General features: G+C 64.3%; 23 protein-coding genes and 1 pseudogene. 18 read left to right on the top strand and 6 right to left on the bottom strand.

Annotated elements, in window-relative coordinates; genetic code table 11:
• Positions 1-167: 167 nt before the first annotated feature.
• Both EOD29_RS08745 and EOD29_RS08740 read left to right on the top strand, forming a co-directional pair.
• Positions 168-770, top strand: a complete 603-nt coding sequence (locus EOD29_RS08745) for a cupin domain-containing protein (protein WP_066988889.1) — start codon at positions 168-170, stop codon at positions 768-770.
• Positions 760-1,845 carry an ABC transporter ATP-binding protein gene (locus EOD29_RS08740; RefSeq protein WP_127246455.1) on the top strand — a complete coding sequence of 362 codons (1,086 nt, stop codon included), beginning with the start codon at positions 760-762 and terminating at the stop codon, positions 1,843-1,845. The genes EOD29_RS08745 and EOD29_RS08740 overlap by 11 nt, the downstream gene beginning before the upstream one ends.
• Positions 1,846-1,854: 9 nt before the next feature.
• On the opposite strand, the gene EOD29_RS08735 is transcribed toward EOD29_RS08740, so the two are convergent.
• Positions 1,855-2,556 carry a GntR family transcriptional regulator gene (locus tag EOD29_RS08735; RefSeq protein WP_066988885.1) on the bottom strand — a complete coding sequence of 234 codons (702 nt, stop codon included), beginning with the start codon at positions 2,554-2,556 and terminating at the stop codon, positions 1,855-1,857.
• Positions 2,557-2,779: 223 nt separating this feature from the next.
• Here EOD29_RS08735 and EOD29_RS08730 point away from each other — a divergent pair, with 223 nt between their 5' ends.
• From EOD29_RS08730 to EOD29_RS08690, 9 genes are all read left to right on the top strand, one after another.
• A complete protein-coding gene (locus EOD29_RS08730; protein ID WP_127246454.1) occupies positions 2,780-3,820 on the top strand; it encodes an ABC transporter substrate-binding protein in 1,041 nt (346 codons plus the stop codon).
• Positions 3,821-3,894: 74 nt separating this feature from the next.
• The gene (locus EOD29_RS08725) at positions 3,895-4,977 is read left to right on the top strand and encodes an ABC transporter ATP-binding protein (RefSeq protein WP_127246627.1); all 1,083 of its coding nucleotides are present in this window, start codon (positions 3,895-3,897) and stop codon (positions 4,975-4,977) included.
• Positions 4,974-5,897: an ABC transporter permease gene (locus tag EOD29_RS08720; RefSeq protein ID WP_127246453.1), complete on the top strand. Its 924-nt coding sequence runs from the start codon at positions 4,974-4,976 to the stop codon at positions 5,895-5,897. The genes EOD29_RS08725 and EOD29_RS08720 overlap by 4 nt, the downstream gene beginning before the upstream one ends.
• Positions 5,894-6,694, top strand: coding sequence for an ABC transporter permease (locus EOD29_RS08715; protein ID WP_127246452.1), 801 nt, complete (start codon positions 5,894-5,896; stop codon positions 6,692-6,694). The genes EOD29_RS08720 and EOD29_RS08715 overlap by 4 nt, the downstream gene beginning before the upstream one ends.
• 24 nt (positions 6,695-6,718) lie before the next feature.
• Positions 6,719-8,305: a gamma-glutamyltransferase gene (gene ggt / locus EOD29_RS08710; RefSeq protein ID WP_127241852.1), complete on the top strand. Its 1,587-nt coding sequence runs from the start codon at positions 6,719-6,721 to the stop codon at positions 8,303-8,305.
• A gap of 50 nt (positions 8,306-8,355) precedes the next feature.
• Positions 8,356-9,885 (top strand): acyl--CoA ligase, encoded by a 1,530-nt coding sequence (locus tag EOD29_RS08705; RefSeq protein WP_127246451.1) that lies wholly within the window; start codon positions 8,356-8,358, stop codon positions 9,883-9,885.
• The gene (locus EOD29_RS08700; RefSeq protein WP_127246450.1) at positions 9,885-10,862 is read left to right on the top strand and encodes a 2-dehydropantoate 2-reductase; all 978 of its coding nucleotides are present in this window, start codon (positions 9,885-9,887) and stop codon (positions 10,860-10,862) included. The genes EOD29_RS08705 and EOD29_RS08700 overlap by 1 nt, the downstream gene beginning before the upstream one ends.
• 107 nt (positions 10,863-10,969) lie before the next feature.
• Complete coding sequence (locus EOD29_RS08695; protein ID WP_127246449.1) at positions 10,970-11,323, top strand: nuclear transport factor 2 family protein; 354 nt, start codon at positions 10,970-10,972, stop codon at positions 11,321-11,323.
• Between the two features lie 183 nt (positions 11,324-11,506).
• Positions 11,507-11,854, top strand: coding sequence for an ArsC family reductase (locus EOD29_RS08690; RefSeq protein ID WP_082954003.1), 348 nt, complete (start codon positions 11,507-11,509; stop codon positions 11,852-11,854).
• Between the two features lie 197 nt (positions 11,855-12,051).
• Here the strand turns inward: EOD29_RS08690 and EOD29_RS08685 are convergent.
• The 3 genes and pseudogenes from EOD29_RS08685 to EOD29_RS08675 all read right to left on the bottom strand — a co-directional run bounded on the left by EOD29_RS08685 (position 12,052) and on the right by EOD29_RS08675 (position 14,732).
• Positions 12,052-12,398, bottom strand: a pseudogene (locus EOD29_RS08685) (DUF488 domain-containing protein).
• A 22-nt stretch (positions 12,399-12,420) separates the two neighbouring features.
• Positions 12,421-13,677, bottom strand: a complete 1,257-nt coding sequence (locus tag EOD29_RS08680) for an aminopeptidase (protein ID WP_127241465.1) — start codon at positions 13,675-13,677, stop codon at positions 12,421-12,423.
• A 140-nt stretch (positions 13,678-13,817) separates the two neighbouring features.
• Entirely contained in the window at positions 13,818-14,732 is a 915-nt protein-coding gene (locus tag EOD29_RS08675) for a LysR substrate-binding domain-containing protein (protein WP_127246448.1), read from the bottom strand.
• 95 nt (positions 14,733-14,827) lie between these two features.
• On the opposite strand from EOD29_RS08675, the gene EOD29_RS08670 reads away from it, so the two are divergent.
• The 3 genes from EOD29_RS08670 (at position 14,828) to sbmA (ending at position 17,640) form a co-directional block, all read left to right on the top strand.
• On the top strand, positions 14,828-15,025 hold the full coding sequence (locus EOD29_RS08670; protein ID WP_095800927.1) for a hypothetical protein: 198 nt from the start codon (positions 14,828-14,830) through the stop codon (positions 15,023-15,025).
• 72 nt (positions 15,026-15,097) lie between these two features.
• Entirely contained in the window at positions 15,098-16,258 is a 1,161-nt protein-coding gene (locus EOD29_RS08665; RefSeq protein ID WP_127246447.1) for a YbfB/YjiJ family MFS transporter, read from the top strand.
• A gap of 122 nt (positions 16,259-16,380) precedes the next feature.
• Positions 16,381-17,640: a peptide antibiotic transporter SbmA gene (gene sbmA, locus EOD29_RS08660; protein WP_127246446.1), complete on the top strand. Its 1,260-nt coding sequence runs from the start codon at positions 16,381-16,383 to the stop codon at positions 17,638-17,640.
• 80 nt (positions 17,641-17,720) lie between these two features.
• Here sbmA and EOD29_RS08655 read toward each other — a convergent pair whose 3' ends face one another.
• Entirely contained in the window at positions 17,721-18,725 is a 1,005-nt protein-coding gene (locus EOD29_RS08655) for a polysaccharide deacetylase family protein (RefSeq protein WP_127246445.1), read from the bottom strand.
• Between the two features lie 202 nt (positions 18,726-18,927).
• Here EOD29_RS08655 and EOD29_RS08650 point away from each other — a divergent pair, with 202 nt between their 5' ends.
• The gene (locus EOD29_RS08650) at positions 18,928-19,593 is read left to right on the top strand and encodes a tetratricopeptide repeat protein (RefSeq protein ID WP_066999055.1); all 666 of its coding nucleotides are present in this window, start codon (positions 18,928-18,930) and stop codon (positions 19,591-19,593) included.
• Between the two features lie 6 nt (positions 19,594-19,599).
• On the top strand, positions 19,600-21,030 hold the full coding sequence (gene der / locus EOD29_RS08645) for a ribosome biogenesis GTPase Der (protein ID WP_127246444.1): 1,431 nt from the start codon (positions 19,600-19,602) through the stop codon (positions 21,028-21,030).
• 108 nt (positions 21,031-21,138) lie between these two features.
• Here the strand turns inward: der and EOD29_RS08640 are convergent, their stop codons facing one another.
• The gene (locus tag EOD29_RS08640) at positions 21,139-22,056 is read right to left on the bottom strand and encodes a LysR substrate-binding domain-containing protein (RefSeq protein ID WP_127246443.1); all 918 of its coding nucleotides are present in this window, start codon (positions 22,054-22,056) and stop codon (positions 21,139-21,141) included.
• 118 nt (positions 22,057-22,174) lie between these two features.
• On the opposite strand from EOD29_RS08640, the gene EOD29_RS08635 reads away from it, so the two are divergent.
• Together EOD29_RS08635 and EOD29_RS08630 are read left to right on the top strand one after the other, a co-directional pair.
• Entirely contained in the window at positions 22,175-23,449 is a 1,275-nt protein-coding gene (locus EOD29_RS08635; RefSeq protein WP_127246442.1) for an MFS transporter, read from the top strand.
• A 140-nt stretch (positions 23,450-23,589) separates the two neighbouring features.
• Positions 23,590-24,771, top strand: a complete 1,182-nt coding sequence (locus EOD29_RS08630; protein WP_066999048.1) for a cell wall hydrolase — start codon at positions 23,590-23,592, stop codon at positions 24,769-24,771.
• The last annotated feature ends 45 nt before the right edge of the window (positions 24,772-24,816 follow it).

Here is a 24,816-nt window from a genome sequence, read left to right as displayed (position 1 = left end):
TCGGCGCGCAGCGCCGAGACGGATTAGGGTGCGTGACGGATCGCCGTCTTTGCCAAGCTGGAGCACCCCTCATCCGTCGCGTTCGGCGACACCTTCTCCCACAAGGGGAGAAGGGGGGGCCTGGCGGCGCTGCGCCGCACCGGTGGAAAGACAACAAGGACTATTTGATGGACATTGTTGACGAAGCAAAACCGAAGGACGATGCCGACGTGCGTGTCGGCCGGCGCGTGCGGGCGCTGAGGCTCGAGCGCAAGCTGTCGCTGGCCGAGCTCGCCGCCAAGGCCGGCATATCGATCGGCGCGCTCAGCCAGATCGAGCGCGGCATGTCCTCGCTGCGCGTCAAGGTGATCTGGCCGCTGGCCGCCGCCCTCGACATCGAGCCCTCGGCCCTGATCGCCGACGGCGATGAAGCGGTCAACGACCTCTATTGCGTGCGCGCCGACAAGCGGCGCGCAATCCCGGTCAAGTCCGAGGGCATCGCCAAGGCGCTGCTGTCGCCGCCCGCCGCCACACTCACCGGAATGCTGGTGACGGTCGAGGCCGGCGGCGGCACCGCCGAGGCTTATGCCCATGCCGGCCACGAATTCGGCTTCGTGATGACGGGCGAGGTCGAGCTGGTGGTTGACGCCACGGCCTATGTGCTGAAGGCCGGCGACAGCTTTGGCTTCAAGAGCACGCTGCTGCATGCCTTCCGCAATCCGGGCGCCGAGCGCTGCCAGATTCTGTGGGTCAACACGACAAAACCCTCCGAGGTGCGCGATGGCGCCTGACGCGCTCGTTCGTCTAGAGAACGTCTCGAAGGTCTTCCCGGGCGGCGTGGTCGGGCTCGATGCGGTCGATCTCGACATTGCGGCGGGCGAGTTCCTGACCCTGCTCGGCCCCTCAGGCTGCGGCAAGACGACGAGCCTGCGCGTCATCGCCGGCTTCGAGAGCCCGACCAGCGGCAACGTGCTGCTCGAAGGCGGTGACATCACCGGTCTGAGGCCCTTCGACCGTCCGGTCAACACCGTCTTTCAGGACTATGCGCTGTTCCCGCATATGGACGTCGCGGCGAATGTCGGCTTCGGCCTCTCGCTGCGCAAACTGTCCGGCACCGAGCAGGCCAAGCGCGTCGGTCAGGCGCTTGACATGGTCGGGCTCGCCGACAAGCTGCGCGCCCGCATCTCCGAACTGTCGGGCGGTCAGCGCCAGCGCGTTGCGCTCGCCCGCGCCATCGTGTGCGAGCCGCGTGTGCTCCTGCTCGACGAGCCGCTGTCGGCCCTCGACGCGCATCTGCGCGAGCAGATGCAGGTCGAGCTCAAGCGACTGCAGTCCCGGCTCGGCACCACCTTCGTCATGGTTACGCACGACCAGACCGAGGCGCTGTCGATTTCCGACCGCATCGCCCTCATGAACAGGGGTCGCATCGAGCAGATCGCGCCGCCCGCGACGCTTTACGACCGTCCGGCGACGCGGTTCGTCGCCTCGTTCATCGGCACCATGAATCTCCTGCAGTCACGCTTTGTCGGGCGCGACGGCGAGCGGCTGCGCTTTACCGCCGGCGAGCTGCCGCTGGTGGCCATACCGGAAACCGGCGAGATACCGGCTGTCGGCGACGCACGAACCATCGGCGTTCGTCCGGAGGATCTTGTGGCGGCCACCGAGGCCGCCGAAGGCACCGCGCCGGCGCGGGTGAGTGGCATCGTCTTCCACGGTCGCACGCTGCGCCTTCACGCCGAACTGGGGCAGGGGACTGCAATCGTCATCGATGCCCCACGCCGCGCCGACGGTTTTCGATTCAGCATCGGCGACGTAGCGCACGTCAGCCTGCGGCGTGGCGCCAACTGCCCTGTGCTCTCGAACTGATCGCCGGCCTCACGAAGCCTTGGCGAAAAAGCCCTGATAATCGGACTTGGCCTGCAGCAGGCGCAGGATGTTCTCGCGCGAGCCGCGCACATGCGCGCGAGCGCGCTCGCCGGCCAAAGCGACATCACCGGCGCAGATCGCGTCGACGATGCCCGTATGCTCCTCGCGGGTGAGCTTCCACTCGTCCAGCCACAGAAGCTCGGTCCACACATATTGCTGGCATTTGTCGAGGATGCCGCAAAGCATGCCGTGCAGCATCTCGTTGCCGCTGATCTCGGCGATCACCCGGTGCAGATCGATGCCGACCTGCAGCTCCTCAAATTTCTCTCGTGTGCTGCGGTCGGGGATTGCCGCCAGCCGTTCGCATTCGGCGAGCATGTCGCGCAGCCGCGCCTTGTCGGCGGCGGTCGCGTTCGCCGCTGCCAGCTCGGTCGCGCGCCCGTCGAGCAGCTCGCGAATGTCGAAGGCCTCGCGGAACATGGTCAGGTTGAACTCGGCAACAATATAGCCCTGGCGCGGACGTCCGATCACCAGGCCGTCGCGCTCGAGACGGTTGAAGGCTTCGCGCACCGGCGTGCGGCTCACCTTCAGGCGCTCGGCGATCTCGTTCTCGGTCACGCGGCCGCCTGGCGGGATCTGGCCGGTGATGATCAACGCCTTCAGCTTCTCGAACACCGAATCGCGCAGCGTGTTCTTTCTCTCCTTGCTCAAGCGTCCCGCCTCCAACGGTCAGTCACGGATTCGCAGTCTAGTGCCTTTTGGCTCCTGCTTGAAACAGGGCCGTATCAAACGCTCCCGACCAGAAGCCTCAACTCATCGCCCAAAAAACGCTCGGCACATGTTGACATCGGCTTCCGGAGAATTACACTCAAAATTGTATACAAATTCGCATACCAAATCAACGATAATGGGAACACCGGTTGGAGAAGCGAAAATGACGAAGAGACTTTGCATTCACGGTCTGGCCGTAGCCGGCCTGCTGGCCTCGGCCGCCGTTCCGGCCTCGGCCGCCGACACCATTACCGTCGCCTCATGGGGCGGCACCTATCAGGAGGCACAGACCAAGGCCTTCTTCGATCCGACGGCCAAGGAGCTCGGCATCACCATCAAGCAGGACACCACCAACGGCCTGGACGACGTGCGCCTGCAGGTCACCGGCAATGCGGTGAAATGGGACATCACCGAGCTTGGCGCCGACGAATGCGCGCGCGGTTCCAAGGAGGGCCTGTTCGAAAAGCTCGACTACAACGTCATCGACAAGAGCGGCATCAACCCGAGGCTCGTCCATGACGACTGGGTTGGCATCTCCTACACGTCCGTCGTGCTGATCTACCGGACCGATGTTTTCGGCGACAAGGGACCGAAGACCTGGGCCGATTTCTGGGACGTGGAAAAGTTCCCGGGCCGGCGGGCGCTCTCCGGCAGCCAGGCGACGGAGACACTGAGCGTCGCGGCGCTCGCCAAAGGCACTCCGATCGACAAGGTCTATCCGGTCGACATCGACGGCGCGCTGCAATCCGTCGACAAGGTCAAGGGTCACATCGACGCTTGGTGGACCTCGGGCGCGCAGGCCATGCAACTCGTCAAGGACGGTGAGGTCGATATGGCGAGCATCTGGAACGGCCGCGCCGGCACCCTGAGGAAGGAAGGCGCACCTGTCAGCTTCTCCTTCGACCAGGGTGTGCTTACCGCCGACTGCGTGGTCATCCCGAAGGGCTCGAAGAACAAGGACCTCGCGATGAAAGCGCTGGCCAAGTTCGTCAGCCCCGACCTCCAGGCCAATCTGCCGCTCTATGTCGACAACGGCCCGGCCAACGAGAGGGCCTTCGAGACCGGCAAGATCCCGCAGGAGCGCATCAAAGACATCAACTCCGCGCCCGATAACGTCAAGAAGCAGGTGCTTCAGGATCCCGAGTTCTGGCGCGACAACCTCGTCGAGGCGACCGAGAAGTTCAACAACCTGATCCAGCAATAACGACTGCGGGGCGGAGCGGCGCGCCGAGGCGCTGCTCCCCCGCTATCAATGATCCGGAGTTGAAGGAGATGCTCTTGTTTCTTGCGCCGTCAGCGCTCCCCATCGGCATACACGGTATCGAGAAGCGCTTCGGGGCGCTCTCTATCCTGAGCGATCTCAGCCTCGATGTCGCGGCCGGTGAATTCCTGACGCTGCTCGGTCCGTCGGGGTCGGGAAAGACCACGCTGCTGATGATCCTGGCCGGATTCGTGCGAGCCAATGCCGGCTCGATCAAGGTCGGCGGCGAGGAGATCATCACCATGCCGCCACACAAGCGCAACATCGGCATGGTGTTCCAGAACTATGCGCTATTTCCCCACATGAACGTCTTCCACAACATTGCCTTTCCGCTGAAGCAGCGGCGCGTATCGGCGGCGGAAACGGCCGAGCGTGTCGAGCGGGCGCTGGACCTGGTGCAACTGAAAGGTCTCGGCGAGCGCCGCGTCGACCAGCTTTCCGGCGGCCAGCGCCAGCGCGTGGCTTTGGCCCGCGCCATCGTCTTCGAGCCGCGCATCGTGCTGATGGACGAGCCGCTGTCGGCGCTCGACAAAGGCTTACGCGAGCACATGCAGATCGAACTGCGCAACCTGCATAGGCGGCTCGGCATGACGACGGTCTACGTCACGCATGACCAGCGCGAGGCGATCACCATGTCCGATCGCATCGCGGTCATGAATGCCGGACGCATCGAGCAGATCGACCAGCCCGAGGTGCTCTACGCCCGGCCTAAGACGAAGTTCGTCGCCGGCTTCATCGGCGAATCCAATTTCATCCCGGTCGAATGCCGCAACGGCAGCGTCTGGTATGAGGATCGGAAGCTGCGCATGAATGACCCGGCGCCCTCCGCCGGTCGGCACTTGATGGTGGTGCGGCCGGAGAAATTGCGGCTGCTCGCCGACGCGGATCAGGCACGTCCCGTCAACGCGCTGCCGGCAACGGTCGGCGATGTCATCTATCAGGGCGACAGCTTCATCTGCTACGCGACGCTTCGCGACGGCCGCCAGGTGACGCTGCGCGACTATTGTCGCAGCGACGTGCTGGCGAAGCTGCCGGCGCCGGGCGAGCCGATCGCGCTGGGCATTGATGCCCAGGACGTCGTGCTGGTGTCGGATCAATGAGCGTCGGGTCCGCCAGTCTTGGTCACGCCGTCGGGCAGGACGGGGAACTCAACGCCTGGGCATTGCGCTCGGATGCCAGGCGCCAGGCGCTGGGGCTTCTGGCGCTGCTGTCGCCCGGGCTGCTCCTGGTATTCGCCGTCATCATCGTACCGATCGGCTGGCTGTTCTGGTTGTCGTTGTTCGACGAGAGCGGCCAGCTCAGCCTCGCCAATTACGCGCGCTTCTTCGAGCAGGCGTCCTACATCAAGACCTTCGCGACCACCTTCAAGGTTGCCTTTGTTGTCACCGGCGCCTGCGTGCTGTTCGGCTACCCGCTGGCCTATATGCTGTCGCAACTGCCGCGCCGCACCGCCTCGATCTGCCTGATCTTCGTCATCCTGCCGTTCTGGACCTCGGTGCTGGTGCGCACCTATGCCTGGCTGGTCATCCTGCAGCGCAAGGGGCTGATCAACAATTGGCTGATCGATCTCGGCGTGATCGCCCAGCCGCTGCCGCTCGCCAACAACTTCGCCGGCGTCGTCATCGGCATGACCCACATCATGCTGCCTTTCCTGGTGCTGCCGCTATATGCTTCGATGAAGACGATCGATGTCGACTGCCTGCGCGCCGGCATGAATCTCGGCGCCAGCCCCGCCGCCACCTTCCGGCAGATCTTTTTCCCGCTGTCGCTGCCGGGCCTCGCCTCTGGCGTTGTCATCGTCTTCGTGCTTTGCCTCGGCTTTTTCGTCACGCCGGCGCTGATGGGCGGCGGCAAGGTCATCATGTGGGCGATGCGCATGGAGCAGGCGACCAGCCTCTACTCGAACTGGGGCGCGGGTGCTGCGCTCGGCGTCGTGCTGCTTGCCGTCACGCTGGCGCTGCTCGGCTTGTTCCAGTGGCTGCTCGGCGCGCGCGCCACCGGCGTTTGGAGCCAGCGATGAGCGCGGAAAGCAGCCTGCCTATAACGCATTGGCAACGCCTCTGGCTCTATCTGCTCGGCGGGCTCGTCATGCTGTTTTTGATCGCGCCCTCGGTGATTATCGTCATCATGTCCTTCTCCGGCTCGACGCTGCTGCAGTTCCCGCCCGAGCAATGGTCGATCCGCTGGTATGAGAGCTATTTCGGTTCCGTCGAATGGCGCGACGCCACCATCGTCTCGGTGAAGGTGGCGGTGATGACGGCGATCGTGGCGACGCCGCTCGGCACCGCCGCTGCCTATGCCATCAACGCCGGCACGCTCAGGCTGACCGGCGCCATCAATGCGCTGCTCACGGCGTCGCTGATCATTCCGGTCATCCTGATCGGCATCGGCACTTTCTTCCTCTATGCCCGCATCGGTCTCAACAACACGCTGATCGGCCTCGTCATCGCCCACACCGTCCAAGCGTTGCCGCTGGTCGTGCTCACCGTCCTGTCGGGGTTGCGCTCTTACGACATGAACCAGGAGATGGTGGCGCGCAGCCTTGGCGCCGGCCGCTTCGCGGCCTTTCTCCAGGTGACCATGCCGCAGTTGCGCCTCTCGATCGTCTCGGGCGCGCTCTTTGCCTTCATCACCTCCTTCGACGAGGTGGTGGTGTCGCTCTTCATCTCGGGCGGTGAGACCACGACGCTGACGCGCCGCATGTTCAATGCATTGCGCGACCAGATCGATCCGACGATTGCCGCCATTTCGACTTGCCTGATCGTGCTGTCGATCGTCTTGTTGTCCGCCGCCCAGCTTTTCGGCCGCGGACGTTGAGAATACAGGGATACCTCGAACAGAATGCGTGATTTCCAGTTTCCAGGCCGCTCGCCGGTCCGCGCCACCGAAGCCATGGCCGCGACCTCGCATCCGCTCGCCACACTTGCCGCCATCGACATGTTGCGGTCCGGCGGCAACGCCATGGATGCGGCTGTCTGCGCCGCGGCCGTGCAGGCGGTTGTCGAGCCGCAGTCCACCGGCATCGGCGGCGACTGCTTCGTGCTCTACTGCCCGAAGGGAGAAGGCAATGTGATCGCCTTCAACGGCTCCGGCCGCGCGCCCCAGGCCGCTACGGTCGACTGGTATCTGGAGAGAGGTTTCAGCGAGCTGCCGAAGCAGGGCGCGCACGCGGTCACCATTCCCGGCGCCGTCGACGCCTGGTGTCGGCTGTTGGAAGACCATGGCCGAAAGGGCATAGCCGAAGCGCTCGCTCCCGCCATCCATTACGCCGAACAAGGCTACGTCGTACACGACCGCGTCGCCTTCGACTGGGAGGATCCGGAAACCGACCTGTCGGCCGACGAAGTGGCGGCGCGCATTTTCCTCCCGGGCGGCAAGCCGCCAAAGCCCGGTGATGTGCATCGCCAGCCGGAACTGGCGGAAACGCTGCGCATCATCGCTAAGCGCGGCCGCGCCGGTTTCTACGAAGGCGCTGTTGCGGAAGACATCGTCGGTCGGCTTCGCCAACTCGGCGGCCTTCATACGCTGGACGATTTCGCCGCGACGAAGGGCGACTACAAGACGCCGGTCAGCACCTCCTATCGCGGTCATGACATCCACCAGATGCCGCCGAACAATCAGGGCCTGACCGCGCTATTGATGCTGAACGTGCTCTCAGGCTTCGATCTCGGCGCGCTTGAACCGAATGGCGCAGAGCGCCTGCATCTGGAGATCGAGGCCGGCCGGCTGGCCTATCGCGACCGCGACAACCTGCTCGCGGATCAGGATCACGTTGCGGTGCCGGTGAAGGAACTCCTCTCCATCGCCTATGCCGACCGGCTGCGCGCCGAGATCGACCGGGAACGCGCCATGACGCATTTGCCGCGCGTCGATTTGCCGGGCAGCGACACGGTCTACATCACCGTCGTCGACCGCGACCGGAACGCGGTGAGCTTCATCAACTCGACCTATTATTCCTTCGGCAGCGGCGTCGTCGGTCCGAAGACCGGCGTCGTGCTGCAGAACCGCGGCACTTCGTTCCGGCTCGATCCGAAGCATCCGAACGCAATAGCGCCGGGCAAGCGGCCGATGCACACGATCATGCCGGGCATGATGGTGAGGGACGGCCGTGCCGTGATGCCCTTCGGCGTCATGGGCGGCGGCTATCAGCCCTTCGGCCATGTCCATCTTTTGACCAACATGATCGACTTCGGCATGGATCCGCAGCAGGCCTTGGATGCGCCGCGCGTCTTTTACAATCACGACGTCGTGGAAGCCGAGCGAAGCGTGCGTCCCGATACGGTCGAAGGCCTGCGCCGCCGCGGCCATCGTGTTGTCGAGCCAGACCATCCGCTCGGCGGCGGGCAGGCGGTGCTCATCGATTGGGAAAAAGGCACGCTGACCGGCGCCTCCGATCCGCGCAAGGACGGCTTGGCGCTCGGATACTGAGCAGCCCTTTGCTGGACATCGGCCGATCGTTCGAAACATAGTCTGGAACCATGACAACAAGCGAAAAACCCTTTGATCTTGCTCATCGCCTCGCGCCCGGCGCCGAAGATGCGCCAGCCATCGCCGCGCCCGACCGGACAGTCCTCTCGCATGGGGGGCTGCGCCGTCTGATCCAAGAGACCGTGAGCCGGCTCAACACGCTCGGCATCGGCCGTGGCGACCGCGTTGCCATCGTGCTGCCGAACGGCCCGGAGATGGCAACGGCCTTCATCGCGGTCGCCGCAGCCGCGTCCACAGCGCCGCTCAATCCAGCCTACCGGGCCGACGAGCTCGATTTCTATCTGAGGGACATCGGCGTCAAGGCGATCCTTGTCGGCAAGGACGAGCAAGGACCCCCGGTCGAAGTTGCCGAACGCCTCGGCATTGCGGTGCTGCGGCTGGCGGTGCCTGAAGGCGCGCCGGCCGGCATCTTCACCATTGAGGGCGGCCCGGTCGGGCCGCCGGTTGCCTCCGGCTTGGCCGAAGACAGCGACACCGCTCTCCTTCTGCATACCTCCGGCACTACATCGCGGCCGAAGCTGGTGCCGCTCAGCCACGCCAACCTCGCCGCCTCGGCCGCGCATATCGGCGCCACGCTGGGCCTGGGCTCGGCCGACCGCTGCCTCAACATCATGCCGCTGTTTCACATCCACGGGCTGATCGCGGCGGTGCTGTCCTCGCTCGCCGCCGGCGCCAGCGTCTTCTGCACGCCGGGCTTCAACGCGCTGCGCTTTTTCCAATGGCTCTCCGAAGCGAAGCCAACCTGGTATACGGCGGTGCCGACGATGCATCAGGCGATCCTGCCGCGCGCCGCGCGCAATCCCGGGCAACTGGCCGAAGCGAAGCTGCGTTTCATCCGCTCGTCGTCGGCCTCACTCCCGGCGCAGGTCATGGCAGAGCTGGAGGCGACTTTCGGCTGTCCGGTGATCGAGGCCTACGGCATGACCGAGGCTGCGCACCAGATGGCGTCCAACCGGCTGCCACCCGGACTGCGCAAGCCGGGCAGCGTCGGCGCCTCGGCCGGACCGGAAGTGGCCGTCATGGCGCCGGATGGAAGGCTGCTCGAGCCCGGCGAGATCGGCGAGATCGTCATTCGCGGCCCGAACGTCACCGCCGGCTACGAGAAGAATCCGGACGCCAACGCCAGCGCCTTCGCGCATGGCTGGTTCCACACCGGCGACCAGGGCGTGCTGGACGAGGACAATTATCTGCGCGTTACCGGCCGGCTGAAGGAGATCATCAATCGCGGCGGCGAAAAGATCTCTCCGCTCGAGGTCGATGGCGTGCTGATGGATCATCCGGCGGTGGCGCAGGTCGTCACCTTCGCCATGCCGCATGACAAGCTCGGCGAGGAAGTGGCTGCCGCTGTCGTGCTGCGGGAAGGCCAGAGCGCCAGCGAGGCCGACATTCGCGGCTTTGCCGCGACTCGGCTCGCCGATTTCAAGGTGCCGCGCAAGGTGGTGATCCTGGACGAGATCCCGAAGGGCGCCACCGGCAAATTGCAGCGCATAGGCCTCGCGGCAAAATTCGGTTTGAGCTGATGCGCATTACAGTCTTCGGCGCCGGCGCCATCGGCGGCTATCTCGCCGCCAAGCTGGCGATTGCCGGCCGCGTCGATCTGTCGATCGTCGCGCGCGGCGCGCATCTCGAAGCGATCGAGGCCGATGGCCTACGCCTGATCGAGGACGGCAAGGAGACGATCGCCCGGGTGAGAGCAGCGGCCACGGCCGAAGAACTCGGTATTCAGGATTACGTGGTGCTGGCGCTGAAAGCGCATTCTCTGGCGCCGGCGCTGGGCGAGATTACACCGCTGCTGGGCGAGGGGACAGCCGTCGTCACCATGCAGAACGGCGTGCCCTGGTGGTACTTCTACAAGGCCGGCGGCGCGCTCGAAGGCACGCGGCTTGATGCGGTCGATTCCGGCGGAAGGATCTGGGAGACCATCGGGCCCGGCCGCGTCATCGGCTCGGTCGTCTATCCGGCCGTCGAGGTCGATGCGCCCGGGCGGATCCGCCATGTCGAGGGCACGCGCTTTTCGCTCGGCGAGCCTTCGGGCGAAAAGAGCGAGCGGGTGAGTGTGCTGGCGCGCGAGATGGTCAAGGCCGGGCTGCAGGCGCCGGTCCGCGAGGACATACGTTCGGAAATCTGGGTGAAGCTTTGGGGCAATCTTTCGTTCAACCCGATCTCGGCGCTGACCGGCAGCACGCTTGCGGCGATCGTCGCCGATGAAGGCACGCGGGCCGTCGCCCGCGCCATGATGCTGGAGGCGCAGGCGATTGGCGAGCGCCTCGGCGTGCGCTTCCTGATCCCCGTCGACCGGCGCATCAAGGGGGCCGGCGACGTCGGCGGGCACAAGACCTCGATGTTGCAGGACCTCGAACGCGGCCGCCCGATGGAGGTCGACGCGCTGGTAACGGCAGTGCAGGAGCTTGGCCGCCTGACCGGCCAGCCGACGCCCGCCATCGACACCGTGCTGGCGCTGGTGCGCCGGCTGGCGATCCAGCGCGGCTGCTGTTAGCAGACCGGCATTCGATCCTGACACGATTTGTCAGCTACCGACGCTTCGGCGATGGCAGGTCACGAGGGAGCTCCCTATCTCGGGTCTGTCCAAACCGGGAGGAAATCATGACCACTGCCGAAGTCGCCAAGCATTTCACCGAACTCCTCAAGCAGGGCGACAGCCGCGGCGCTGCCGCGAAATACAATGCCGATAACATCGTCAGCTACGAGGCGATGGAAGGGCCCATGGCCGTTTGCAGCGGCAGGGACGCCGTAAAGCAGAAGGGCGAATGGTGGGAAGCGAACCATGAGGTTCACGGCGGCTCGATCGAGGGCCCCTACGTCAATGGCGACCAGTTCGCCTTGCGCTTCACCTTTGACGTGACGCCCAAATCTACCGGCGAACGCGTCAAAATGGATGAGGTTGGCCTCTATACGGTCAAGAACGGCAAGATCAGCGAAGAGCGCTTCTACTATTGAAGCCGATCGGCGTCTGGCATTCCGAATCTTCGTTGCAGGATCTGAAATCAGACATGGCGGCCAAGATGATATTCCGGCCGCCATGGAGAGCGCCAAATCGTCTTCACGTAGTCACGCTGGCAAAGCGGGCAAGGCAAGCCTAGGATTCGGCCAGATTCGCAATCCATCCGCCCGAGGTCCGAATTGACGATCACCATGTACGGCATCACCACCTGCGACACGATCAAGAAGGCGCGCGTCTGGCTGGAGAGCCGCGACCTTCCCTACCGCTTCCATGACTATCGCGCCGAAGGGATCGAGGCGGAAAGGCTGAATGGCTGGGTCGATAAGGTCGGCTGGGAGAGACTGCTCAACAAGGGCAGCACGACTTTTCGCGAACTGCCGGAGAAGGATAAGGAAGCGCTCGACGAGAAGAAAGCGAAGAAGCTGATGCTCGCCAAGCCCACTATCATCAAGCGGCCCGTGCTGGAGGTGGGTGGCCGCATCTTGGTTGGTTTCAAGCCGGATGTTTATGAAGAGGCGGTGAAGTAGGATTCGGCAGGCGCGGCACACTATCCCTCGTCATCCTAGGGCGAGCAACGAGCGAAGCGACGCGCGCAGACCCTAGGATTCCATGCCGCGACGCTAAAGCGTTGTGGCGGTTTAAGAGTTCTGCTCCGTTGCGTCCTTCGGTGACAGTCACGGCATGGATCCTCGGGTCAAGCCCGAGGATGACGACGAGAGAGAGGTTACTCCCTCCGCAAATACCCCATCAACGCCACCGCATTGTTATGCGCCTCGTCATGCGCGCCGAAGAGCAGCGTCACCTTGCGTGGCGCAGCAGTTCTCGCAGCTGCGCCACAGCCTCCTCGTTGCCGTCCAGCTCGGCGCAGTACCGCTTCTGGAACTCCGGCCATCGTTCGAGATCATGCCCGAACCATTTGCGCAGTTCGGTGCTCGGCGCGATCTTCTTCAGCCAAAGGTCCAGCGCGGCGTCCTTCTTGGAGACGCCGCGCGGCCAGACGCGGTCGACAAGCACCCGCTGGCCATCGCTCCTCTCCGGCGCTTCGTAGACGCGCTTTACCGCCACGTCCAAGGCTGTCTCCGCGTCGGGTCTCTCAGGCCCACTCGCCCTTGCGCATCACCGGCACGCGGCTGCCGTCCTTGCCGACGCCGTCGATGTCGATCTTGTCCGAGCCGATCATCCAGTCGATGTGGATGAAACTCTTGTTGCCGCCGCGCTCGGCTATCTCGTCCTGGCTGAGCGAGGCGCCGTTGACGAAGCACTTCGAATAGCACTGTCCGAGCGCGATGTGGCAGGCGGCGTTCTCGTCGAACAGCGTGTTGAAGAACAGCAGGCCGCTCTTCGAGATCGGCGAGGAATGCGGCACCAGCGCCACTTCGCCGAGCCGGCGCGCGCCCTCGTCGGTGTCCAGCACCTTCTTCAGAACGTCCTCGCCCTTCGAGGCCTTGGCCTCGACGATCCGACCGCCCTCGAAGCGCACCGAGATCTCGTCGATCAGCGTGCCCTGGTAGGAGAGCGGCTTGGTCGAGGAGACATGGCCTTCGACGCGCCTCGCATGCGGCGTGGTGAAGACTTCCTCGGTCGGGATGTTCGGATTGCAGGTGATGCCGTTCTTCGCCGTCGAAGCGCCGCCCATCCATTCATGACCTTCCGCCAGGCCGACGGTGAGGTCGGTGCCCGGTCCGGTGAAATGCAGCGCGTGGAAATTGTGCTCGTTCAGCCATTTCGTGCGCTCGGCCAAGACCGCGTTGTGCGCCTTCCAGTTGCCGATCGGATCCTCGACATCGACGCGCGAGGCCGAGAAGATCGCGTCGGCGAGCCTCACCACCGCGACATCGTCGGGCTCGCCCGGGAACACTTGGCGAGCCCAGGCAACATCCGGATATGCCACGATGTTCCAGTTGATGTCGAAACCGGTGATCTTTTCGAGCGCCGGCTGGTACGCCATCGAATTCGCCTTGTTGGCCCGCGCCACCTTGGCCGGGTCCTGCGCCGACAGCAGAGACGGATCCTCGCCGCGCACCGCAAGCCGCGCCGCATTGTTGGCGAAGGCTTTCGCCATGCCTTCGTAAAGCCAGCCGGCGGCGCGGTCGAAGCCGGCGTCGGCGCCATAGCGGAAACGCGCCAGCGTGATCTCGTCGTCGTTGAAGATCGGCGTCACCAGCCCGGCGCCGGCCTTATAGGCATGCTCGACGATGCGCCGGGTCAGCGGGAGCGCCGCGATCGAGGACGTCAGCACCAGGTCCTGTCCCGGCTGCAGCTGCAGCCCGACCTTGACGGCGACTTCGGCCAGCCTGTCGAGCTTCACCGGGTCGATGGTTGCCGAGACGCCGCGCGAATGTGTGGTCATGATCCTGCCTGCCGTGATTGTGGGGTCTGATCCTTACATAGACCGCTGCGCCCGGCCTTTCCACCGCGATCGACTGGGCCTCCAGGCATGATCGCGAAAAGTGCATGGCGGCGTTCGGACAAGATCATGCTCAAACGAGCTCAGGCGGCGCTGTCGAGCGCCCGGAACTGCGCCTTGGTCGCTTCGATCTCCTCGCGGACCCAGGCCTTGAAGTCGCGCACCTTTCGGCTTTCGCTTTTGGTGGCCGAGGTCACCATCCAGTAGCCGAGCCCGCTTTCAGCTCGCACGCCGAAAGGGGCGACCAGCCAGCCATCGGCCAGCGCATCGGCGGTCAGCAATTGCCAGGCGAGCATCACGCCATGGCCGGCGATTGCAGATTCCAGGCAGAGCATCGGATCGGTGAAGCGCGCGCCTTTTTGGAAAGTGACCGGCTCGACGCCGGCCGCCTTGAACCAGCTATCCCAGCTGATCATTGCCCGCTCGTCGGTGATGGCGCAGGTCCGCGCCAGGTCCTCGATCGAGTTCAGCTTGGCCGCGATCGCTGGTACGCAGACCGGAAACACTTCCTGCGCCAAAAGCAGTTCCGCGTTTACTCCCGGCCAAGCGCCGTCGCCCATCCGAATCGCAATGTCGATATCGGAATGGTCGAGATCGGCGAGCCTGCCTGAAGCGTCTATGCGCAAGAGCACGTTGGGATGGCGGGCAAAATGCCGCGACAGCCTGGGCAACAGCCATTTCGAGGCGAAGGCGGGCGCCACCGACACCACCAGGGTGCATTCCGTTGCCTCGTCGGCCAACGCCACCGCTTGCGCAAGCTCGCGGAAGCCGGCGCTCAGCCGGGCCGTGAAAACGACGCCAAATTCCGTCGTCACGAGTCCGCCGGACGTCCGCTCGAACAGCGCCTGCCCCAGCTGTTTTTCCGTGCGCTTGATCTGCTGGCTGACGGCGCTGACCGAAACATTGAGTTCGGCAGCCGCCGCGGCAAGCGATCCAACGCGGGCAACGGTTTCGACGGCACGCAAGCCATTGAGGTGGACACGGTTCAGGATCGTCATCCAGTTTTTCTAAACTTGCTGGTCTCAAATCTCAATTGAAACGTGCCGAAGAAAAGCGGATTCTAGCGAGGCAAACCGGGCTTGGAGGCAGGTCGATGAAGATTTTCTCTTTGCTGAAGGGGCTTTCCGGCGCTGAGCCAAGACAGGCTTGGCAGGACGACGGCGAGATTGCCCGCTGGACGGTCGATCCTCTGTCGCATCCGGTGCTGGACTCCATGTCGGAGCGCGAGCTCGGCGATATGCCGTTCCGGCTCACGGCCGGCCGCACGGTGTACGAGACGGCTTGCCGCTGAAGGCGGGCCAAGCCGGCCTGGCCCAACGCAATCGCATTGTTTCGCACGTGCACACATTTATGCTGCGCTGCAATGAAAGCCGCTTCGCCATCTCCCTTGCGCCTTGCCCTCGCCGGCATGACGGCTCTCGCCGTCGCCATGGGCATCGGCCGCTTCGTCTACACGCCGATCCTGCCCGGCATGATGGAAGAGTTGCACCTGACGCCGGCAGACGCCGGCTGGATCGCTTCCGCTAACTATCTCGGCTATCTCATTGGCGCGCTCGCCGCGGCCGGCGGCTGGGCGCATGGCCGCGAGCGTCTGCTGATGTTCGCAAGCCTTGCCGCGAGCGCCGTGCTCGCGGCTCTGATGGGACTGAACGAGACGATGGCCGCTTTCCTCGCCATTCGTTTTCTCGCCGGCCTGGCCAGCGCCTTCGTCATGGTTTTCATGTCGTCGATCGTCTTCAGCCATCTTGCAAAGGCAGGCCGCGGCGATCTGCAAGCGCTGCATTTCGGCGGTGTCGGCCTGGGCATTGCGGCGTCCTCGGCGCTGCTGGCCATCCTCGTCACGGCCCATGCCGGCTGGCCCGCGGGCTGGCTATGGTCGGGAGCAATTTCCGCTGTCGGCCTGCTCCTCGTCGCGATCCTCGCGGGCTCCGCCACGCCCGCCAATGGCGTCGATGGGCCTGAACCGGCGTTGCCGAAGGATAGATCGCTGACGAAGATAATCCTTGCCTATGGGCTGTTCGGCTTGGGCTATGTGGTGACGGCCACTTTTCTGGTCGCCATCGTTCGCCAGGACGGCGGCGGACGTGTCTTCGAGGCCTCGGTCTGGATGATCGCCGGTCTTGCCGGCTTCCCCTCGACCTGGTTCTGGCAAAAGCTCGCCGGCAGGATCGGGCTTTATACGGCCTATGCCGTGAGCTGCCTGGTCGAAGTGATCGGCGTCATCGCCAGCGTCGTCGTCAAAGGTTTCAGCGGGCCGCTTCTGGCTGCCATATTGCTCGGCGGCACGTTCATTGCCATCACCGCGTTCGGCCTGCAGGCAGCAAGGCAGCTTGCGCCGCAGGCGCCGCGCCGCATCTTCGCGGTGATGACCGCCGCCTTCGGCCTCGGCCAGATCATCGGTCCGATTGCCGCCGGCTTGCTCGCCCAGGCCTCGGGCAATTATGTGCTCGCCTCGATCATGGCGGCTGCCGCTCTGCTGGTCTCCGGCGTCGTTGCCTGGTCGGCTGCACCAAAATCGCCATGATTTGTGGTCTTGTTCGGTGCCGGGCGCCGGGCCGGGCATTTTCTTTCCCAGTAATGTGTGACCTTATGCCCGCCGAACAGCAACGCCGCTGATTTGCGGTCAGACCGAGGAAACCCGCCACAGTGTTCGTATCCTTCTTCCCGCAGCCGAAGCTTTTCTTCACCTCGGCCGCCCTCTGGAGCGCGGTCATGGTCGCCTTTTGGTTTCTTGGCGGCGAGCAAATTGGCGCCCTAATCGGACTGCCTCCTGCCCTAGCGGACGCGCCACCCATTATCGGCGTATCGGTGTTCTGGTCACCTCCATTTCTTTGGTTTTATATTTATTTCACCCTTGGGGTGCTGCTTTTTTACGCCTTCTGGCACTGGTATTCTCCGCACCCCTGGGACCGGTGGTCCATCCTTGGAAGTTCACTGATCCTCTTCACGACCTACTTTCAAGTCCAGGTGAGCGTGGCCATCAACGCTTGGTACGGTCCGTTCTGGGATCTTATTCAAGGTATTGTCAGCAAAAGCGTGAAAGCTACGGAACACGACGTCTATGCTCAGATAATAACCTTCCTCGGCATCGCTCTTGTTGCGGTCACCGTTTACGTTCTGACTAACTTCTTTGTCAGTCACTGGGTCTTCCGGTGGCGCACGGCAATGAACGACTACTACATGTCTTATTGGCCCAGATTGCGCGATATCGAGGGAGCGTCTCAACGCGTCCAGGAAGACACAATGCGTTTCTCACGCATCATGGAGGATCTTGGGACGAGCTTCATCGATTCCATCATGACGTTGATAGCCTTCATGCCGATCTTGCTAGCGTATTCGAAGCACATCACTGTGTTGCCATTCGTAGGTCAGGTTCCGCAACCGCTTGTTTTCGCGGCGATATTTTGGGCGATATTTGGAACAGTATGCATTGCCGTTGCGGGCATTAAGTTGCCTGGCCTGCAGTTCCGAAATCAGCGTGTCGAAGCCGCCTATCGTAAGGAGCTCGTTTACGGTGAGGACGATCCGACGCGCGCGCAACCACCGACTGTTGCCGAATTGTTCGGGCATGTTCGGCACAACTACTTCCGACTCTATTTCCACTACGTGTACTTCAACGTCGTCCGCTATCTGTATCTCCAATTGAACAACATATTCGCTCTTTTCCTGATGGCCCCGTCGATGGTCGCTGGAGCCCTGACGCTTGGACTGATCAATCAGGTGAATTCCGCCTTCAGCCAGGTAACCACCTCCTTTCAGTATCTGGTCAATTCCTGGTCGACGATCGTTGAGCTCTTGTCAGTTCATAAGCGTCTTCGCGCTTTCGAAGCGACGATTAGGGGCGAGCCGCTGCCGGACATCGACCAGCGTTATCTCGCTCGGCAGAGCGCGGAGGATCCGGCCTGAACTCGGTGCAATTCCAGGAAAAGTGCGGAGCGCTTTTCCGTCCGGGATTGCGCCCAGGCAAGAGATTGGAAGTGGGCGGCTCAGCCGCCCACGGCAACCTGTGCTTCGCCAGAGCGCTGCCGCGCCACATAGTCGCCGAAGCTGATGCACTCGACCTGCTGCATGACGCAGACCTCATCCGCGAAGCGCTCCAGCGCGTTCCAGTAGGCGCCGGCATTCATCTGCGTGAAGTGGAAGCCGAGCTCCAGCGGAAGTCGTTTGCCGTTGTATTGCGCATCGAAGGCTGCGCGAAACGCCCGATAGGCGCGGTCGGCGAACACGCCCGCCATCGACGGCTTCTCGAAGCCGCCCGAATGGCGAACATAGAGGTTGTAGTCCATCGCCACCACCCGCTTCGACTTCGGCCCTTCCGGAATCTGCGGCAATGCAAAGCGAGTGGTGCCGTTCTTCATCGCCGGCAGGGCAGGGCCGTTCGAGACACCGCTTGCGTCATATTGGAAGCCGGCCTCGGGCAGCGCTTCGTAAAGCGCCTTGCCGGTCGAGAGGTACGGCGCGCGAAAACCGATCACGGCATGGCGGGCGAATTCACGCCAGCCAGAGGGCTCGGGCGAAATGCCGTTGATCGCATAGGCGTTTTCGAGGACGCGGCGGAACGCTGAGAACTCGGCCAGCCAGTCGGCCTTGCTCCAGCCCTTGCCGTCGAAATGTCCGCAGGCATGACTGCCGATGTCGTGACCTTCGGCGGCCGCGAGCCGGATCTGTTGCAGCCGGTCCGCGACATCCTGCTCCGAGGCGGCGAAGCCGATATTCGATTTGCCGGCACCCTTGCCGGGCGCGACGTACTCGGCGCGCGTTTTCGGCGAGAGCAGGAAGACGCAGGACAGAAAATAGGTGAAATGCGCGCCGGTGCGCTTTGCAAGCGCGCGGCTGCGCTTCCATTGCGAGATCTCGCGTGCGCTGTCGAAGGAGATAAGCACGATCTGCTTTGGTTTCGCCGCCATCGGTTTCGGCGGATCGGCAAGCCCCGTGCCAACGGAGCCAAGCCAGGCGAGGCTGAACGCAAGGACGCGGAACGAACGTGGCACTGGCAACCTTTTGGGCAACCTTTGGGGCTGTAGGAAAGCCGTCTATCGCCCAAATGTAGCATCGATGCGTTCCGGCAAGGCCTGTGGGGCACTGGGAGCCTCCGCCGATTTTCCGGCGATCCCCCTTCCATGCCGACGAAATTTCGCTAAAACGCGGGGCTCAAGAAGCGCTCCGTTCCGGGGCCGCAATGGTTTTTGATTGATGTCGGACGACAGTTTTATCCGCGAAGTCAACGAAGAGATTCGTCGCGAGCAGGCGCAGGCGCTGTGGGACCGCTTTGGTCCGGCCCTGCTCGGTGCCGCGATCCTGATCGTGGTGGCGACAGCCGCCTTCGTCGGCTACCGCTACTGGGACGAGACCCGCGCCAACCGGTCGGGCGATGCCTTCTCGCAGGCGCTCAAGCTCGCAAATGACGGCAAGAACGACGAGGCGATCGCCGCTCTCGATCAGCTGGAAAAGGATGGCTATGGCGCCTATCCGCTGCTCGCCCGCATGCGGGCCGCGACCGTCAAGGCCGACAAGGGAGACGTCGACGCCGCCGTCAAGGATTTCGATGCGGTCGCGGCCGACAGCGCCATTCCCGCAGGCATCCGCGACATGGCGCGATTGAGAGCGGCGCTGCTGCTGGTCGACCACGGCTCGTTTGCCGATGTCTCCAGCCGTGTCGAGGCGCTCACCGCCGACACCAATCCGCTGCGCAGCTCGGCGCGTGAGGCGCTCGGCCTTGCCGCCTGGAAGGAAGGCAAGTCGGCGGATGCGCTGAAACTGTTCGACCAGATCGCTTCGGATGACGGCGCCCCGCGCAATGCGCGCCAGCGGGCGCAGTTGATGTCCGAGCTGATCCGCGGGTCGGGCAACGCTTCGTGACCCCGGATGACGTTCAAAGTCGCCATCATCGGCCGGCCTAACGTCGGCAAATCGACTCTTTTCAATCGGCTGGTGGGAAAGAAGCTGGCGCTTGTCGATGACACGCCGGGCGTGACGCGCGATCGTCGCGTCCATGCCGCCAAGCTTTACGATCTTCACTTCGACGTCATCGACACCGCCGGCTTCGAGGATGCGGCGGCCTCGACGCTGCCCGGCCGCATGCGCCAGCAGACCGAGATCGCCATCCGCGAGGCCGACCTGATCTTCTTCACCGTCGATGCCAAGTCGGGCCTGATGCCCGACGACCGGACCTTCGCCGACGTGGTCCGCAAATCCGGCAAGCCGGTGGTGCTGGTGGCCAACAAGGCGGAAGCGCGAGGCGCGCAAGGCGGCATGCTGGAAGCCTGGGAACTCGGCCTCGGCGAGCCGATCCCCGTCTCGGCCGAGCATGGCCAAGGCATGCCCGATCTGCGCGATGCGGTGATCGCGGCACTCGGCGAGGAACGCGCCTTCGGCGAGCACGCGCAACAGCCGGGCGATGAGATCGCCGTGAGCGAGGTGCTTATCGGCGAGGATATCGCCGACCCCGACGCCGAGCCGGCCTATGACGAGACCAAGCCGCTGCGCATAGCCGTGGTCGGCCGCCCCAATGCCGGCAAGTCGACGCTGATCAATGCGCTGATCGGCGAGGAGCGGCTGCTGACCGGACCCGAGGCCGGCATCACCCGCGATTCCATCTCGGTCGACTGGGACTGGCGCGGCCGCCGGATAAAGCTGTTCGACACCGCCGGCATGCGGCGCAAGTCCAAAGTCCAGGAAAAGCTCGAGAAGCTTTCGGTGCAGGATGGCCTGCGCGCTATCCGCTTCGCCGAGATCGTCATCATCGTGCTCGACGCCACCATCCCCTTCGAGAAGCAGGACCTGCAAATCGCCGACCTGATCATTCGCGAGGGCCGCGCGCCGGTGATCGCCTTCAACAAATGGGACCTGATCGACAACCCGCAGGAGCTTCTGGCCGAGCTGCGCGAAAAGACCGAGCGGTTGCTTCCCCAAGTGCGCGGCATTCAGGCGGTGACGGTCTCTGCCGAGACCGGGCGCGGCCTCGATCGGCTGATGGACGCCGTCATCAAGACGCACAAGGTCTGGAACAGCCGCGTCTCGACCGGCAAGCTCAACCGCTGGCTGGAAGGCATTCTGGCGCATCATCCGCCGCCCGCCGTCGCCGGCCGCCGGCTGAAGATCAAATATGTCACGCAGGCAAAAACCCGGCCGCCGGGTTTCGTCGTCTCCTGCTCGCGCCCGGACGCGATGCCGCAATCCTATGTCCGCTACCTCTCGAACAGCCTGCGCGAGGCTTTCGACATGCCCGGCGTGCCGATCCGCATGGCGCTGCGCACCTCGGAGAATCCTTTCGCAGGTCGGGCGAAGAAGCGCTGAGCCCTTTGTGGGAAAGGGTCGGCAGCGCCCCTCCCGTCGTCATTCACGGGTCTGTGCCGTGTCGCTTCGCTCCTTGCTCCGCTCGAGGATGAAGAATAGCGTGGAATCCTACGCGACCGCTCGCAAGCCCTCGCCGAAACGCGCTCCCTCCGGCAGCGTATCCAGCGCCGCCTCCAGCAATATCTCTGCCAGCCGTGCCGCCACCGGATCGAGCTCGGCATCCTTCTGGTGCAGATGCAGCGCCATCATCGGCAGGAGTGGCAGCCCGAGCACGCCCGGCGCGATCGCCCTGACAGTGGCTGGCAGGCCGATATCGGTGCGGATCGTCAGCCCGAGACCCGCGGCGACCGCCGCCCAGATGCCGCCGAGGCTGGGACTCGAGAACGCCATGCGCCAGGCGAGGCCGGCGCGGTCGAGCGTCTCGGTCGCCACGGTGCGCAGCAGGCATGGCGCCTCGAACAACACCAGCGGCAGCGCTTCACCATCGTGGCCGGCTTGCATCGGTTTCGCCGGGCCGATCCAGCGCGCCTGCACCTCGGCGACATGCCGGCTGTAGGGCAGGATCGTGCCGTCGTGCCAGGCCAGCGCGATGTCGAGGCTGCCTGAGACGACGCGCTCGGCGAGCTCATGGCTGCGTCCGATCCGCGCTTCGATCCGGACCTTGGGATGCGCACGGGCAAACCGGCCGAGCACCTCCGGCAGCACGGCCTCGCCGAAGTCCTCCTGCAGGCCGAGCCGCACCCAGCCTTCCAGCTCGACGTCGCGGATAGCTGAGGCCGCCTCGTCATTGAGCTCGATGAGACGCCGCGCATAGCTGAGCATCGTCTCGCCGGCTTCGGTAAGCGCCAGGCCGCGCCCCGCCTTGCGGAAGACCGGGGTCGCCGCCTGTTCTTCCAGCTTCTTCAGCTGCGCGCTGACGGCAGAGGTCGAGCGGCCGAGCCGCTCGGCCGCCTTGGCGAAACTGCCAAGCTCCATGCCGGTGACGAAGGTCCTGAGCACGTCGAGGTCGAATGTGACGCGTCGCATGAGATCGTCCTTATTTTCAGGATTATCGATCAAAAACTTGCTGATTTTCTGGATGAAGCTATGGCGCTACATCCGACCGGTCAAGACCGATCGACCGGCGCAGAGGGAATACGAGATCATGTCCGCCATCGTAACTCGCAACGATTGCCGTCGGCCCGCGGCAGGCGCCGCCGCTTCGGCTGGCCGCGCCTTCGGGCCCACCCATCGATGGAAAGTGCTCGGCATCGGCGTCGCCGCCAATGCCGGCTTCTCCGCTACCTTCTCCGGCATCCCGGCGACGGCTGTGGTGATGCGCCAGGGTTACCATCTCGACAATGCCTCGCTCGGCGCTGCGCTCGGTCTGCTCGGCCTCGGCGTGGCGCTCAGCGAACTGCCCTGGGGCGTGCTTACCGACCGCTGGGGCGACCGCCGCGTGCTGCTGACCGGGCTCGGCGCGACCGCCATGTGGCTTTTTGCCATGGCAATCCTCGTCGTGCCGACGAAAACAGCCGCTCCCGGTGTCGTGCTGCTTTCGGCCAGCCTGCTCGTTGCAGGCCTGCTCGGCGGCAGCGTCAACGGCTCCAGCGGCCGCGCCATCATGGGCTGGTTCGGCGAAGACGAGCGCGGCTTCGCCATGAGCATCAGGCAGACGGCGGTGCCGCTTGGCGGCGGGCTCGGCGCGCTCGTCCTGCCGTGGCTAGCCTTGGGCTTCGGCTTCGCCGCCGTCTTCGGCCTGCTGGCGGCTCTCTCCGCGCTCTCGGCTTGCTTTGCCCGGCGCTGGTTGCACGAACCGCCGACGCAAGGCGACGCGCATGCCGCCGCCGTCACGACCGGCCCGGCGCCGCTGCGCAACATCGAGGTCTGGCGCATCTCGGCAGCCATCGGCCTGCTCTGCTTCCCGCAGGTGGCGGTGCTCACCTTTGCCTCCGTCTTCCTGCACGACTTTGCCGGCACGGGCACATGGGTGACCAGCGCCACCCTCGCCGCCGTGCAGACGGGCGCCATGGTGATGCGTGTCTGGAGCGGCCGCTACACCGACCGCCACCGCAACCGAAGGCCGTTCCTGAGGTTCTGCAGCGCGCTGAGCGCGCTGGCCTTCCTGGTGCTATGGGTTCTGGCCATCGCTGCGGCCAGGCAGCCGTCGCTGCTGTTGCTCCTGCCCCTTATGGTGATCGTAGCCGGCATCTGCGTATCGGCCTGGCATGGCGTTGCCTATACCGAGCTTGCGACACTTGCCGGTGCCGGCCATGTCGGCACCGCGCTCAGCCTCGCCAACACTCTGGTCTTTGTCGGCTTCTGCCTGGTGCCGATCGCCATTCCCTGGCTTCTGCTTCTCTTCGCATGGCCGGGCGTGTGGCTGGCGGCCGCGATCTGCGCGGCGATCGCATGGCCGATTTTTCTGCGCACGGCCTGACGTTTTCGCCGGCTTTCCACAGCTGGCGGAGGCCGGCTTATCTGCAACATGAAAAAAACACGATCGGTGCCGTTAACCCCCCATCAAGGTTAATGCTTCATTTTGGCTCTCCGGGGTCAGTAGCGTTTCTGGAGAGTTCCGTGCATCGACGCGTTCTTACGCGGCTCGTCGCCGCCGCCGTTGCGAATAAACGTTCCTTCCTTCCTCCTTTGGTTCTGGGGCTCGGCTTCTGGGTCGGCTTTCCGTCCGTCGTCGCTTACCAGGATATGGCAAGCCTCGTGTCCGGGCTGGAGTCGCCCAGCCATCGCTGGAATGCCTATGTCGAAAAATCCGTCGCCGGCTCGGTGCACGCCGCCGAGATGCCGTTCGTCGATTCGGCCGCCACGGGCTCGATCTCCGGCTCCGGCGTGGACCTGCCTGGCGTCGGCACGGTGGCGCTCCGCGGCAAGGGCAATGTCGCCGGCGCTACGCCCGATGAGGACCGCGTCGTGCGCGCCGACAAGAAGGGCCGCCTCGTCCAGGTGTCGCCGGTTGCGCCGCCGAAGAATTTCAGCGCCGGCTCCATCTTCGAGCGTACCTCCTCGCTGCTCCGTCCGGCGATGGACAGCGGCCTGAAGCTGACTTTCGCCAAGCCCGGCATCAAGGGCAAGGAAATCCAGATCGCCCAGGCCTTCCACATCCGCGAGGACAAGAAGCCCGATCCGGATCTGCCGGCGGCTCTCATCGCTCTCGTCAACAACGACAAGCCGGACATCCTCGCCACCGCCTATGCCCAGTCGGCGCCGGACTATGCCAAGGCCTCGCCCTTTGAGGCTCTGCTGCAGGACGATCCGAATGACGGCCGCTTCATTCCGCCAATGGGCAAGGGGGATCACGCCTGGATGCAGAATCCGCTGCCGGCGGCCGTCTTCTCCAAGCCGGAACAGGAATGCCTCGCCAAGGGCATCTATTTTGAGGCGCGCAGCGAACCGGTGCGCGGCCAGGCCGCGGTGGCGCAGGTGATCCTAAACCGCGTCCGCAACCCTGCCTATCCGAAGACGATCTGCGGTGTCGTCTACCAGAACGACAACTGGTTCAACCGCTGCCAGTTCTCCTTCGCCTGCGACGGCAGGAAGAAGCGCATCAACGACGCGGTTGCGTACAAGACCGCCCAGGATGTCGCCATGGCGGTGACCGCCGGCAAGATCTTCATCCCCGAGGTCGGATCCTCGACGCATTACTACGCCAATTACGTCCATCCGGGCTGGGCGCGCGCCATGCAGCGCATGACCAGGATCGGCCTGCATATCTTCTATCGCACCTATGGCGGCGGCTGGAGCTGAGCCGTTTAGGCGGCTCGAACTGAGCCGCTTGATCGGCACCCTGCG

The sequence above is a fragment of the Mesorhizobium sp. M1A.T.Ca.IN.004.03.1.1 genome (assembly GCF_003997555.1).
Lineage (GTDB): Bacteria > Pseudomonadota > Alphaproteobacteria > Rhizobiales > Rhizobiaceae > Mesorhizobium.
Note: the sequence above shows the minus strand (reverse complement) of the source record. Positions and strands in the feature narration are given on the sequence as shown.